This window comes from Bradyrhizobium sp. CCBAU 45321 (assembly GCF_028128975.1).
GTDB classification, from domain to species: domain Bacteria; phylum Pseudomonadota; class Alphaproteobacteria; order Rhizobiales; family Xanthobacteraceae; genus Bradyrhizobium; species Bradyrhizobium yuanmingense.
This window is the reverse complement of the sequence record NZ_LFKZ01000130.1, coordinates 152937-165493: the sequence shown is the minus strand read 5'-3', so window position 1 is coordinate 165493 and position 12557 is coordinate 152937. Positions and strand designations below refer to the sequence as shown.

The 12557-nt window shown below is 65.5% G+C and carries 13 protein-coding genes; 8 read left to right on the top strand and 5 right to left on the bottom strand.

Annotated elements, in window-relative coordinates:
• The first annotated feature begins 254 nt into the window (after positions 1 to 254).
• Positions 255 to 1283 (top strand): glycosyltransferase family 2 protein, encoded by a 1029-nt coding sequence (locus tag ACM43_RS33310; RefSeq protein ID WP_271545895.1) that lies wholly within the window; start codon positions 255 to 257, stop codon positions 1281 to 1283.
• Between the two features lie 221 nt (positions 1284 to 1504).
• Here ACM43_RS33310 and ACM43_RS33305 read toward each other — a convergent pair whose 3' ends face one another.
• Positions 1505 to 2491, bottom strand: coding sequence for a glycosyltransferase (locus ACM43_RS33305; RefSeq protein WP_271545893.1), 987 nt, complete (start codon positions 2489 to 2491; stop codon positions 1505 to 1507).
• Between the two features lie 285 nt (positions 2492 to 2776).
• Here ACM43_RS33305 and ACM43_RS33300 point away from each other — a divergent pair, with 285 nt between their 5' ends.
• The 3 genes from ACM43_RS33300 to ACM43_RS33290 are packed head-to-tail and all read left to right on the top strand — an operon-like array spanning position 2777 to position 6342.
• Complete coding sequence (locus tag ACM43_RS33300; RefSeq protein WP_442869363.1) at positions 2777 to 3844, top strand: glycosyltransferase; 1068 nt, start codon at positions 2777 to 2779, stop codon at positions 3842 to 3844.
• Positions 3845 to 3847: 3 nt separating this feature from the next.
• Positions 3848 to 5200: an O-antigen ligase family protein gene (locus ACM43_RS33295; RefSeq protein ID WP_271545890.1), complete on the top strand. Its 1353-nt coding sequence runs from the start codon at positions 3848 to 3850 to the stop codon at positions 5198 to 5200.
• The gene (locus tag ACM43_RS33290) at positions 5197 to 6342 is read left to right on the top strand and encodes a GNAT family N-acetyltransferase (RefSeq protein WP_271545888.1); all 1146 of its coding nucleotides are present in this window, start codon (positions 5197 to 5199) and stop codon (positions 6340 to 6342) included. Before ACM43_RS33295 ends, ACM43_RS33290 begins: the two co-directional genes overlap by 4 nt.
• Before the next feature lie 21 nt (positions 6343 to 6363).
• Here the strand turns inward: ACM43_RS33290 and ACM43_RS33285 are convergent, their stop codons facing one another.
• Positions 6364 to 6903, bottom strand: a complete 540-nt coding sequence (locus tag ACM43_RS33285; protein ID WP_271545886.1) for an RBBP9/YdeN family alpha/beta hydrolase — start codon at positions 6901 to 6903, stop codon at positions 6364 to 6366.
• Between the two features lie 122 nt (positions 6904 to 7025).
• Here ACM43_RS33285 and ACM43_RS33280 point away from each other — a divergent pair, with 122 nt between their 5' ends.
• Together ACM43_RS33280 and ACM43_RS33275 are read left to right on the top strand one after the other, a co-directional pair.
• Complete coding sequence (locus ACM43_RS33280; protein WP_271545884.1) at positions 7026 to 7502, top strand: Lrp/AsnC family transcriptional regulator; 477 nt, start codon at positions 7026 to 7028, stop codon at positions 7500 to 7502.
• Positions 7503 to 7605: 103 nt separating this feature from the next.
• On the top strand, positions 7606 to 8490 hold the full coding sequence (locus ACM43_RS33275; RefSeq protein WP_271545883.1) for a protein-L-isoaspartate O-methyltransferase family protein: 885 nt from the start codon (positions 7606 to 7608) through the stop codon (positions 8488 to 8490).
• Between the two features lie 63 nt (positions 8491 to 8553).
• On the opposite strand, the gene wrbA is transcribed toward ACM43_RS33275, so the two are convergent.
• On the bottom strand, positions 8554 to 9153 hold the full coding sequence (gene wrbA, locus ACM43_RS33270; RefSeq protein ID WP_271545880.1) for an NAD(P)H:quinone oxidoreductase: 600 nt from the start codon (positions 9151 to 9153) through the stop codon (positions 8554 to 8556).
• A 139-nt stretch (positions 9154 to 9292) separates the two neighbouring features.
• Positions 9293 to 9991, bottom strand: a complete 699-nt coding sequence (locus ACM43_RS33265; RefSeq protein ID WP_271545878.1) for a pirin family protein — start codon at positions 9989 to 9991, stop codon at positions 9293 to 9295.
• A gap of 115 nt (positions 9992 to 10106) precedes the next feature.
• Between ACM43_RS33265 and ACM43_RS33260 the strand changes: the two genes are divergently transcribed.
• On the top strand, positions 10107 to 11042 hold the full coding sequence (locus ACM43_RS33260) for a LysR family transcriptional regulator (protein WP_157283089.1): 936 nt from the start codon (positions 10107 to 10109) through the stop codon (positions 11040 to 11042).
• Positions 11043 to 11162: 120 nt separating this feature from the next.
• On the opposite strand, the gene ACM43_RS33255 is transcribed toward ACM43_RS33260, so the two are convergent.
• A complete protein-coding gene (locus ACM43_RS33255) occupies positions 11163 to 11420 on the bottom strand; it encodes a hypothetical protein (protein ID WP_271545876.1) in 258 nt (85 codons plus the stop codon).
• Between the two features lie 142 nt (positions 11421 to 11562).
• On the opposite strand from ACM43_RS33255, the gene ACM43_RS33250 reads away from it, so the two are divergent.
• A complete protein-coding gene (locus ACM43_RS33250; protein WP_271545874.1) occupies positions 11563 to 12549 on the top strand; it encodes a tripartite tricarboxylate transporter substrate binding protein in 987 nt (328 codons plus the stop codon).
• Positions 12550 to 12557 lie beyond the last annotated feature (8 nt).

The window sequence follows — 12557 nt, the reverse complement described above, 5'->3', positions numbered from 1 at the left end:
TGCCGCACCGTCTCACCGGTCGCAGTGCTTACGGCCCGGTTAATGCGCATGCGCATTAACTACGGTATTGTTCATGTTGGAGCGTTGTCGGGCGCGTGGACCGCCAATTGCAGCATGACGCGCGGCGAACATGGTGGCTATGTACCGCGCGGCAGCCGTTCATTTTGAGACGCATCTGTCCCGCGGCGATGTGCCGTCGTGGGACGCGCGATCGAAGCAGGGATTCTTCAATACATCTCGGACATCTAGACCTCATGACATTGATCCCGACAGACCTGTCTGCAGCACGCATCCCGGATGCCGTGCGCGATTCCAACCGGGAGATCGTGGCGAGCTCTCGCGTCATCGACCTCTCGGTCGGCATCGTCGTCTGTGTCCCGTGCTTCCGTCGTCCGCAACACCTGCGCCTGACGCTGGAGTCGTTGGCGAACCAGCGCACCCCGCGCTCCTTTGCCGTCGTCATGGTCGAGAACGATGCGGTGCGGCGCGAAAGCGCGCCGGTCGCCGCGGAATTTCTGGCCGATGGAAGGCTCCAGGGCGTCTGCCTTATCGAGGCGCGACAGGGAAATTGCCGGGCGATCAATGCTGCCTTCGAGACGGCGCAGGAGCTGTTTCCCGCCGCGACCCGTTTCCTGATGATCGACGACGACGAGATCGCATCAAGCGACTGGCTCGAGCTGATGGTCCGCACCGCGGAGGCGACCGGCGCCGACGTGGTTGGCGGGCCGGTGCTGCCGGTCTTCGACGACGACAGCAAGCCCTGGCTTTCGCGCCATCCCGCCTTCTGTCCAGCCTACGACTACAGCGGTGCGGTGCCGCTGATCTACGGCTGCGGCAATTGCCTGATCACGCGTGCCGCCTTCGAGCGGTTCGACCGTCCCGCGTTCGACCTGCGCTTCAATTTCCTCGGCGGCGGCGACTGTGATTTCTTCGTGCGGTGCCGTGACGCCGGCATGCTGTTCCACTGGACGGCGGAGGCCGTCATCACCGAGACCGTGCCGCGTAGCCGCACCAGCCTCGGCTGGATCGCAAAGCGCGGCTTGCGCATCGGCGCGATCAATTATCGTGTGCAGTACAAAGCCGCCCCGAGCGCAGCAGCGCGGGCGCGGGTCTTTGCGCAGATGCTGGGCCGCCTGCCGCTGTCGCTGCTTCGCGCCGCCGCCTTGTTGACCTCGTCGAAAGCCGTCGTCGCGATGCATCCGGTGATGGTTGCGTCTGGCGCCGCGCTGGCGGCCCTCGGCCTCGAGCCGAAGCCTTACGAGGCCTCGAAGATCGCGTCCTGACGCGGCGACGACTAGAGCGTGATGAGATCGGGTTGATTGCTACAAGGTAAGTGCACTCCCTCTCCCGCTTGCGGGAGAGGGCCGGGGAGAGGGTGTTTCCGCAATGGGATAGCCCCCTAGAGGAGAAAGCCCTCACCCGCGCCTTCGGCGCGACCTCTCCCGCAAGCGGGAGAGGTTGCAACGAGCCCGTGGCAAGCGATTCAACCTAAAGCCATTCCGCTCTAGATACCAAACCGGGCGAAGGCGACCCGGATTGCCGAGCGTGGCAGCGATTTGAGCGACTGCCGGCCGATCATCGCGAGATAAGCGAACGCCTGGCGATACCTGCCGAAGCGGACCGCCTGCATCGCCGAGTAGGTGACGAGATGAATCTCGGCGGCAAGGCGCAGCCCGGCTGTCATGTGCTCGGGCAATCTCGCCAGGATCAATCCGTCATCGAACACCCGCGCGATGGCCGGGAAGAAGTCCTTCGGCGTCCGGACCGCGGCGTTCATGGTGTTGGCCGTGTGAAGACGATAATCGAGCAGCAGCTCCGGCGCGAACGCGAACTCCCCGATCGCAGCGAGGCGGCACCAGCAATGCCAGTCCTCGCAATATTTGAGGGACGTATCGAAGCCGCCGATGGCGCGGAAAGCTTCCGCGCGTGCGAGCGCGATGCCGCCATTGACGATGAAATTGCCGGCGGCGAGCCGCGTCAGCACGTCTCCGGACGGCTTCCGGCGCCCCTTTAGGAGGCCGCGCCGGCCGATCTGGCGGCCTTCGCTGTCGATGATGTTGTAGTCGCCATAGACGAGAACGGCGCGCGGCGCGCCACGCGCTGCAGCGAGCAGCGCCGCCACCGCGCCGGGGCGCAGGCGGTCGTCGGCATCGAGGAAGAGCAACCACTCGCCGCTTGCCTGTCTTGCGCCGAGATTGCGTGCGGCCGATACGCCCGCGGAATCGTTGTGGAACAAGTGCAGCCGCGGGTCACGCATGCCGCGGACGATCGCAACGGTTTCGTCGTCCGAGCCGTCGTCCACGACGATCACCTCGGTCACCTCGCGCTGCGCCAGTGCGCTGGCGAGCGTTTCGCCGACATAGGCCGCAACGTTTTTGGCGGGAATGACGACCGATACCGATGTGGTCGAGCCGACCTGAAGCGGAAAGCGCGCCGGCGCTGCCGCGCGGGAGGCGGCTGGCAGTTCAAGAACCTCTTCAGCGGTGATCAAGCTACGGCTCGCCTTTAATGATCCGTTAACCAGGACCCATGTGCCGCGCTGGTAACGCTGGCGATCTGCAAGTCCGGCGTGCGCGCATGATACTCGCATTGCGCTCGAGCGGTTGCCGAGAAGGCTCGCGTGCCGCCGGTTTCGTAGAATAACGTTAAGCCGCTGGCATTAAGCCTGTGGCAAATTTGGAAGAGTGCGGCGGCCTATCCCGTGCGAGAATACGCATCGGAATGCCGCGGATGGAATCCCGTGCCCGCAAACAGGTTCGAACACGCCCCCGATACGATGATCCTGAACCTCTTCTACGAGGACAAGGATGACCGCTGGTTTCCGGGCGACCGGCATCTGCGCCGCATCGCCCGCCGGTTGTTGCTCGGCGAGCCGCGCATGAGTGGCCAGCTGCGCGTGTTCCTCAATCTCTGTGCGGGGCTCGACCGGCTCGGCGTCCGCTACCGCGTCAACGATTACGGCTACATCGCGGAACATCCCGACGAGCTCGCCTGCGTCGTCGGCCGCACTTTCTTGCTCGACAAGTTCCCATGGAAGAACCCGATCCTGCTCGGCGCTGCCGCCCACAATCATCCGCTCGACGACCCTGATCTATTCAAGCGTCTGCCGGTGAAGAAGGTCGTGGTGCCCGGTCCCTGGTACGTCGACATGTACCGGTCATATTGGCCCGAGACCGAGGCCTGGCCTGTCGGCATCGACACGAATCTCTGGGCGCCGTCGGCTCGAGCGCAAAAGACCGTCGATGTTCTGATCTACGACAAGGTCCACTGGGACCGCGAGCGTTACGCGCCGGAGATGATCGAGCCCGTGCGCGCCCGGCTCATCAAGGAAGGCCGCTCGTTCACGGAGCTGCGCTACGGCAGCTACAAGGAGGCAGATTATCAGGCTGCGCTCGCGCGTTCGCGCGCGATGATCTTCCTGTGCCAGAGCGAGAGCCAGGGCATCGCCTATCAACAGGCCTTGTCCTGCGGCGTGCCGGTGTTTGCCTGGGATCCGGGCGGGCCGTGGCGCGACCCCGACTATTATCCGCATCGCGTGCAGTTCGCGCCGGTGTCGTCGGTGCCGTATTGGGACGAACGCTGCGGCGTCAGATTCACCGACATCGCCGGCTTCGAGGCGGGCTGGGACAATTTCTGGGCCGGGTGCAGCGCCGGCGAGTTCGATCCGCGCGGCTACATCCTGGACAATCTCACGCTGGAACAAAGAGCGCTGCAATATTACGAGATCGCGCGGAGCATCCTGCGGCAGCCCGTGGTGTCGCAGACCTCCGCAAGGCCCGTTGACGAAGCCTCGGAAGGGTTGAGCCGCGACCCGAAGCTTCACCGGCGTTACCAAATGTCTTGAGCCATGGACCGCAGCGCCGCCAACATGACCGACGTCGAGCCCCGACCGTTCGGCCATATCCTGCGTGATCGCCTCGCAGGGCTCGATGCCGTGCAGGTGGCGCGCTGCCTCGTCGCGGTCGGGGCGCTGCTGCTGGTGCTCGTGACACTCGATCCGTTCCCGGACCTGCGCAATCCCAACGTCACCACGATCGTCGGCGGACGAATGGCGCTGACCTATGTCGCCTGGGGCCTGCTGGCTGCGGTCGCTATCCTGTGTGTCGCTGCCACCGATGCGCCCGCGCTGAAGAGCCTGGTGACGCCGCTGCATCTCTGCCTGCTGGGCTGGCTTGTGATCAACATCGTGTTCTCCGAAAGCCGCGGCGTTTCGATGCAGCGATTCGTGCTCACGGTCAGCGTGACGTCGCTTGCCATCGTGTTGCCGTTGCTGCCGCCGACGCGGCGCAGCTTCAATTCTTGCCTCGGTGCTGCCGCACTCGTGCTGCTCGCGCTGTGCTATCTCGGCGTCTTCCTCGCGCCGCAATATGCGATCCACACCGCGCTCGACGTCACCGAGCCGCAGCTTGCCGGCGACTGGCGCGGCAGCTTTGGCCACAAGAACATCGCCTCGGCCGTGATGACCATCCTGGTCTATGTCGGCATCTACCTGTCCGCCGTCGGCTCGTTCGTGATGGGGCCTGTGATCGCCGTGCTGGCCGGCACCTTCCTGATCTTCACCGGCGGCAAGACGTCCTCGGTGCTGTGCCTTGCGATCTACGTGCTCGCTTCGCTGGTCTATGTCACGCCAAGCCTGTGGCTGAAGCGGCTCATCTGCTTCGTGCCGCTGATTGCGATGAACCTGTTGACCGTCGGCAGTGTCGTCAGCCCGGTGCTGGCGGCGATGACACGGCTGCTTCCGCTCGATCCCACCTTCACCGGACGCTCCGCGATCTGGGATTTCGCGCTCGCAGCCGTCGCCGAGAAGCCGATCATCGGCCACGGCTATTCTGCGTTCTGGGACGACGTGAGTGCGCGGGCCACCGCGGAAGGAGCCGAATGGGCAACATCGGCGGCGCACAGCCACAATAGCTACCTCGATCTCGCGGTCACGATCGGTCTGCCGGGGCTGCTGCTGGTGATCCTCATCTTCGTGCTCGCTCCGCTCCGCAATTTCCAGACGGCGCAGGCTCGCAGCCGCAGTGGCGCACTGGCCAAGCTGTTCCTGACCGTGTGGCTGTTCGGCCTGTACTACGGTGCCACCGAGACCTTCCTGCTCGAACGACAGAATCCGATCTGGTTCATGTTCGCGCTGGCGGTGGCCGGCCTGCACTTCCTGGCAAGGTTCCAATGCATCGAGCAGACCGAGCCCCGCGCATGACCTTCCTCAGCGTTGATCAGCCCGACGATTTTGCGTCCAGCGCGTCGGCCATCGCGGTCGATTTCCTGCGTGACTGGCGGCATGCGGCCTCGCGCCTGAACGCCGGGCACCGCACCGCTTTCCAGCATGCTGGCTGGCTCGGCGCCTGGTACGAGTCGTTTCACGACGTCGCTCCGTTGATCGCCGTGATCTCCGATGCTGCCACCGGCAAGGACATCGCGGTCGTGCCGATGATCAGCCATGTCCGGCGCGGCATCCGCATCGTCGAGTTCGCGGACCTCGGCGTCTCCGACAACAACGCACCGATCCTGGCGCTCGATGCCTCGTTGGATGCGGGAACGGCGGACGCGATCAACACGGCGCTGATCGGCGCGTTGCGCGCGCTGCCCGATCGTTTTGATCTGCTCCGCCTGAAGAAGATGCCGGCAGAGGTCGGCGGCAAGCCGAATCCGCTGGTATCGCTCGGCCGGATCGGATCCTCCTCGCTCAACGGCAATCTCGTGTTGATGGGCGACGACTATGGCGGCTATCAGGCCGCGATCAAGCGCCTGCAGATGCCGCGCTGCTGGCGGGTCTTCAGCCGTCATGCCGGTGCGCGGTTCGAGATCGCCGCCGATGTCGGGCGTGCGCACGAGCTGTTGGACGTGATGGATCTCCAGCAGCAGGCACGCATGCAAAAGCTCGGCTCGCGGTTCGTTCTCAACGACGAGACCCATGCGCGATTCTATCGCGAGGTCGTCCGCCGGGGCCTCGCCGGAGGTCATGCCATGGTCTCGGCACTGGTGTGCGAGGAAGGCATTGTCGCCACGGCGCTTGGCGTCAAGCATGGCGCGACCTATGTCCTGCTGCGCATCAGCCATGGCGGCGATCAATGGTCGAATTGCTCGCCGGGTCTGCTCGTCATCGAGCGCACCATGGCGGCGCTGCATGCGCAAGGCCTGCGCCGTTTCGACCTCAGCATCGGCAATCAGGACTACAAGCGGCGCCTCGGCGCCGAGAGGGTGCCGCTGACCGATGTCAGCGTCGCGCTGTCCTGGCGCGGCCTGCCCTTCGCCTGGCGCGATCACGCCGCGCAGGGCCTTCGGCGCTATCCGAAGCTCGCCTCCCTCGCGGCGAGGGCGATGGGCAAGGGAGCGCGCTGACGGGCGCCCTCTGTTTCGCCATCACCTCGGAAGGCCCGCCCGGAAAGCATCCAGCAACGCGCGTCCGTGCGGCCAGTCGCCGAGCCCGCTCGCGGCATTGATGTGGCCGAGCGCGCCCGACACGATCAGGCCGGACTGCCAGTCCTGCGCCCGCCGCCGTGTCACCTCGAGCGCTCCATATGGATCATTCGTGCTCGCGATGATCAGCGCGGGAAAACGCAACGCGCCGCCGGGGACCGGCTTGAACGTCACAGCTTCCGCGGGAAAATGGCCACCATCGGGATCGGGCACGGCGACCAGAAAGGCGCCCGCAATCGCGGAAGGGAAGCGTGCGGCCCAGTGCGCCACCAATAGGCAGGCGAGGCTGTGTGCGACCAGGACGGGCGGCCTGGCGCAGCGCGCGACCGCGTGCTCCAGGGCTTGCTCCCAGTCGTCGAGCTCCGGCTGGTCCCAGCTCGCCGGCTGGAATCGCGTGAAGCGCGCATCAGCGCGCTCCCATAGCGTCTGCCAGTGGGTCTCTCCGGAGCCGCCGAGCCCGGGCAATGTGATGATGTCGTGCATGAACGTCCCGTGATATCTGAGGTGACGCCGCAGTGTGACCGATCGCGGTCCTGCATCACATGGCAAGTCATCGGCGAAATCGACCATCTGCCGATGATCTCAAGGTGGAACGGAGAATTGAGTTGGATCGCTTCGGGAGCATCGATGCCAAGGATTTGAAGATCCTCGAGGCGCTGCAGGCCAATGCGCGGGTGCCGTTGTCCGAGCTCGGCCGTTCCGTCGGGCTGTCCCAGCCGGCCGTGTCCGAACGCGTCAAGCGGCTCGAGGAAGCCGGCATCATCGAGGGCTACGGCGCCCGCATCAACCCGCGCGCGCTCGGGCTCGGCCTGATGGCGCTGGTGCGCCTGCGCACCTCGCACGAGCATATCAAGACCTGCCTCAAGCGGTTCAGCGAAATCCCTCACATCATCGAAGTCCATCGCGTCACGGGCGATGACTGTTTCGTGCTCAAGGTGCTCGTTCCGGCGCCGGAAGATCTCGAGACCATCGTGGATCGCATTGCCGGTTTTGGCGCTGTGACGACCGCGCTGGTGCTGCGGAGCGAACCCGTGCGGCCAATCGGCAGGGACCTCGTCAGGAAGAAAACAGAACGGAGTTGAGGCGTGGCCACGTCACCGCGCCGTCACAAAGGCCCGCGATTGCGCAAGCCTTCCGATGATCGTCCTCGTTGTGTTATCGTCGCTTCCATTCCGCGGAGGCGACATGGAAGACCGTTCGGCAAAATATCGTGCATTCTATGCGCAGTTGATTTGCGCTGCTGCGAAGGCTGCAGACCCTCGCCTCGAGCAGGCCTTTCGGACCATCAGGCGCGAGCCGTTCGCCGGGCCCGGGCCGTGGTCGATCTGTCTCGGCGGTCATCCCTATGTGGTCACGCCTGACGATGATCCCGCCTTCCTCTATCAGAACGCGCTGTTGGCGCTGGACCCGGCGCGCCGTCTCAACATCGGCATGCCCGGTGCGCACGCCTACTGGCTCAGCGGCTGCGCCGTGAAGGAGGGCGAGACCGTGGTCCAGATCGGCGCCGGCAGCGGCTATTACACCGCGATTCTCGCGCATCTCGTCGGTCCCGGCGGTCGCGTTCACGCCTATGAGATCGACGAGCGTCTGGCGGGACTTGCGCGCGACAATCTGAAGGACATCACCCATGTGGACGTGCGCGGACGCTCGGGCATCGCTTCCGATCTGCCGGCGGCCGACGTGATCTATGTCTGCGCGGGCGCGGCACAGCCGGCGGCGGAATGGCTCGATGCGCTGCGGCCCGGCGGGCGGCTGGTGTTTCCGCTCGCGCCCGAAGGCATGCTCGGCGGCATGTTGATGATCACCCGGCCGGATCACGGTGCGATCTGGCCGGCGAAATTCCTCAGCCGCGCCCAATTCATCGGCTGCGCGGGATTGCAGGATGCCGAGGTCGGCCGGCGATTGGGCGAGGCGTTCGCGAAAGGTTGGGAAGGGGTGCAGTCGTTGCGGAGAGAGGGCGCCCCCGACGAGACATGCTGGTTTGCCAGCGAGGGCTGGTGGCTTTCGACGGCGCCCGCACCTCTACCGACGGAGGCGGTTCGGCCTCACGCCGACATCACGCAGATTTAACGGTGACGTATCCCAATCCCGGATTGGGGCGGCATTCCGACTGAGAATGCCGCCCGGGTCGCATCAGCCATTCAGCTTCTTGGCGGTCTCCGCGATCTGGCGGCCCTGATAGCGCGCGCCGGCGAGCTCGTTGGCGCTGGGCTGGCGGCTGCCGTCGCCGCCGGTGATCGTGGTGGCGCCATAGGGCGCACCGCCCGTGACCTCGTCGAGCTTCATCTGGCCGGCAAAGCCGTAGTTCATGCCGACAACGACCATGCCGAAATGCAGCAAGTTGGTGATGATCGAGAACAGCGTGGTCTCCTGGCCGCCGTGCTGGGTCGCGGTGGCCGTGAAGGCGCCGCCGACCTTGCCGTGCAGTGCGCCCTTGGCCCAGAGCCCGCCGGCCTGGTCGAGGAAGTTCGCCATCTGCGAGGCCATGCGGCCGAAGCGGGTGCCGGTGCCGACGATGATCGCGTCGTAATTGGCGAGGTCCTCGATCTTGGCGACCGGCGCGGCCTGGTCGAGCTTGTAATAGGAGGCTTTCGCGACCTCGGCCGGCACCAGCTCGGGCACGCGCTTGATGTCGACGGTCGCGCCGGCCTCGCGCGCACCTTCGGCGACGGCATTGGCCATCGCCTCGATATGGCCATAGGCGGAATAATAGAGGACGAGAACTTTGGTCATGGTGGTCTCCGTTGGGACTAGTGTTGGTCTAATTGTTGAGGTCGTCATGCCCGGGCTTGTCCCGGGCATCCACGTTGTTGTCGGCGCGTGGAGAGGCGTGGATGGCCGGGACGAGCCCGGCCATGACGGAGAGAGCGGTTTAGGCCGCGTCGACGAGCACGAGCTCGGAATCTTCGAGCGCCGTGATCTTCAGCCTGGCCTCGTCGCGGATCGCGGCGCCGTCGCGGGCGTTGACGCGGACGCCGTTGACCTCGACGGCGCCTGCCGCCGGCACCAGGTAGAGATGCCGCGACGTCTGCGGCTCATACTCCGCGCTCTCGCCCGCCTTCAGCGTGGTGGCGAGCACTCGGGCATCGGCGCGGATCGGCAGTGCGTCCGTGTCGCCCGCAAAGCCGCTGGCGATCGTAACGAGCCTGCCGGAGCGGTCTGCCTTCGGAAACGGCTTCGAGCCCCAGGTCGGCTGTCCGCCGCGCATCGCCGGCTCGATCCAGATCTGGAAGATCCGCGTCCTGGTCGGCTCGAAATTGTACTCGGAGTGGCGGATGCCGCTGCCGGCGCTCATCACCTGCACGTCGCCCGCTTCGGTGCGGCCCTGATTGCCGAGGCTGTCCTGATGGGTGATCGCGCCTTCGCGCACATAGGTGATGATTTCCATGTTGGCGTGGGGATGGGCGGGAAAGCCGGTGTTCGGCGCGATCTCGTCGTCATTCCACACCCGCAAGGCGCCGTGGCCCATGTTGTTTGGATCGTAATGGCTGGCAAAGGAGAAATGATGCTTGGCCTTGAGCCAGCCGTGATCGGCGCCGCCGAGTTTTGCGAAAGGTCTGAGTTCGATCATCTGTGCAATTCCCTGATGTCGGATTGATCTCTTGGATAAGCCTTCGCCCGTGGTATAGAAATAGAAACTGTCGAAACGCATTGTTTCCTTAAATGCCCCATCAGGATCGGCTGCCATGGCAAAACTCCCAGACTTCGAAGCGCTCGCGATCTTCGCCAAAGTTGTAGAGCTGCGATCATTTGCGGGGGCTGCGAGCGAGCTTGGGATGTCCAAGGCCACGGTGTCCAAGGCGGTCACGCGATTGGAGGAGCGGCTCGGCGCGCGGCTGTTCAACCGCACCTCGCGCCGGCTCGCGCTGACCGATGCCGGCCACAAGCTGGCCGAACGCGCGACGCGCCTCCTGGCCGACGGCGAGGCCGCCGAGAACGAGGCGTTGGCGCAGTCGGTGGCGCCGCGCGGCTTGGTGCGGCTCGCCGTCCCCATGACGTTCGGCATCAAGGCCGTGGCGCCGCTGCTGCCGGAATTTTTCGAGACCTATCCGGAGGTCTCGGTCGATCTGCATTTGAGCGATGCGACCGTCGACCTGATCGGCGAAGGTTTCGACATGGCGGTGCGGATCGCGCGGCTGCCTGACTCTTCGCTGATCGCGCGGCGGCTCTTCACCATGCCGCGCTACACGGTCGCCGCGCCGTCCTATCTCAAGAAGCACGGCCGGCCGACGCACCCGATGCATCTCGCCGCACACAAATGCTTCAGCTACGCCTATCTCTCCACGCCCAATGCCTGGCACTACACCAATTCGGCCGGCGAGCAGGCCAGCGTCCGCCCGGGCGGCCAGCTTCGCGTCAACAACGGCGAAGCGGTGATGCCGGCGTTGATCGCAGGCCTCGGCATCGCCGAGCTGCCGGAATTCATCGTCGGCGAGGCGATCTCATCGGGCGAGGTCGAAGTCATCCTGAAGGACTGGAAGCAGGCCGAAGGCGCCGTGCATCTCGTGACCCCGCCCGGCGGCCCCCGCCCCGCGCGCGTCGAAGCGCTCGCCGATTTCCTCGCAGCCAAGCTGCCGGGCACATGCAAGCGGCGGCCGCGCGGGAAAAGCAAAGCGTCGTAGGAGCGCGCGCGGCTTCAACGCTCTCCGTCATTGCGAGCGCAGCGAAGCAATCCAGAATGTCTCCCCGGAGGGATTCTGGATTGCTTCGTCGCAAGGGCTCCTCGCAATGACGGTGTTTGACTACGCCACCTTCACGCCGTCGATCGCGACGACGCGCAGGCTCGGCTTCAGCGTTTCCTCCAGCTGCGCCTTCAATTCGTGAACGCGTGGGTCGCTCGACCGCGCCGCACACACCCCATATTGATGGACAGATCGTGCCAGCGCGCGCCGCGCTTCCGGCGTTCGCGTCAATTCGGGCGTCGAAAGCCGCAACACGATCGCTGCGAGATTCACCAGCATCTCGTCCAAGGCGAGGTCGATGGTTCCAAGATTGTGCATCACTCACTCCCTGGAAGGCCAACGGCGGCTCCAGGCCGGCGTTCCTGGCCACCCCGGACATGGCTAACGTTTGGTAAACGACTTGTCCTTGCCGGTCGCCACGTTAGGCTGGCGAAACAAGAAAATCAGGGGAGGGACCACCATGGATCGACGCGATCTCTTGCGCGCCGCTGCGGCATTGCCGTTGCTGCGGGCTGCTTGGCCGGACAAGGCCGCTGCGCAAGCCTATCCGGCGCGCAACATCACCATGATCGTTCCGTTTCCGGCCGGCGGACAGGCCGATCTTGCTGCGCGACCGGTCGCGACGGCGTTGGAGCGAATTCTCGGCAAGCCCGTGATCGTCGACAACCGGGCGGGAGGCGGCGGCGGATCGGTCGGCAATGCCGCGGCCGCGCGTGCCGAGCCCGACGGTTACACGCTGCTGATGACGCTGTCCTCGCTCGCGGTGCTCCCCGAGGCCGACCGGCTGTTCGACCGACCCGTGGCCTACGAGGTGTCGCAGTTCATGCCGATTGCGCGCGTGCTCGCCGATCCCACGCTGCTCGCGGTGCCGGCCTCGGCGCCCTGGAGAACCGCGCAGGATTTCGTCGAGGACGCGAAGAAGCGGCCGGGCCAGATCACCTATGGCTCGTCCGGACCGTACGGCACGTTGCATGTGGCGATGGAGATGTTCGCGAGCAGCGCCGGCATCAAACTGCTGCACGTGCCGTTCCGCGGCGCAGGCCCCGCGCTGACCGCGATCCTCGGCGGGACCGTGCAGGCGATCGCCGCCGCACCCGGCACGGTGAAACCGCAGGTCGACGACGGCAGGCTGCGCGTGCTCGGCAATTGCGGCGCGCAACGCATCGCCAGCTTCCCTGATGTGCCGACCTTCCAGGAGCTCGGCTACAAGGATGTCGAGTTTTACATCTGGGCCGGGCTGTTCGCGCAGAGCGCTCTGCCTGCGCCGATCGCGACCCGCCTGCGCGAGGCGATGGCGCAGGTGATGACGAGCCCCGACGTCCTCAAGGCGTTCGAGACCTCGGGCAGCCTCGTCGCCTATCAGGACGCGCCGGCCTTCTCTGAGTTCGTCGCGACCGACAGCAAGCGGCTGATCGCGGCGGTGAAGAAGATCGGCAAGGTGGAGTAGGGCGAGGT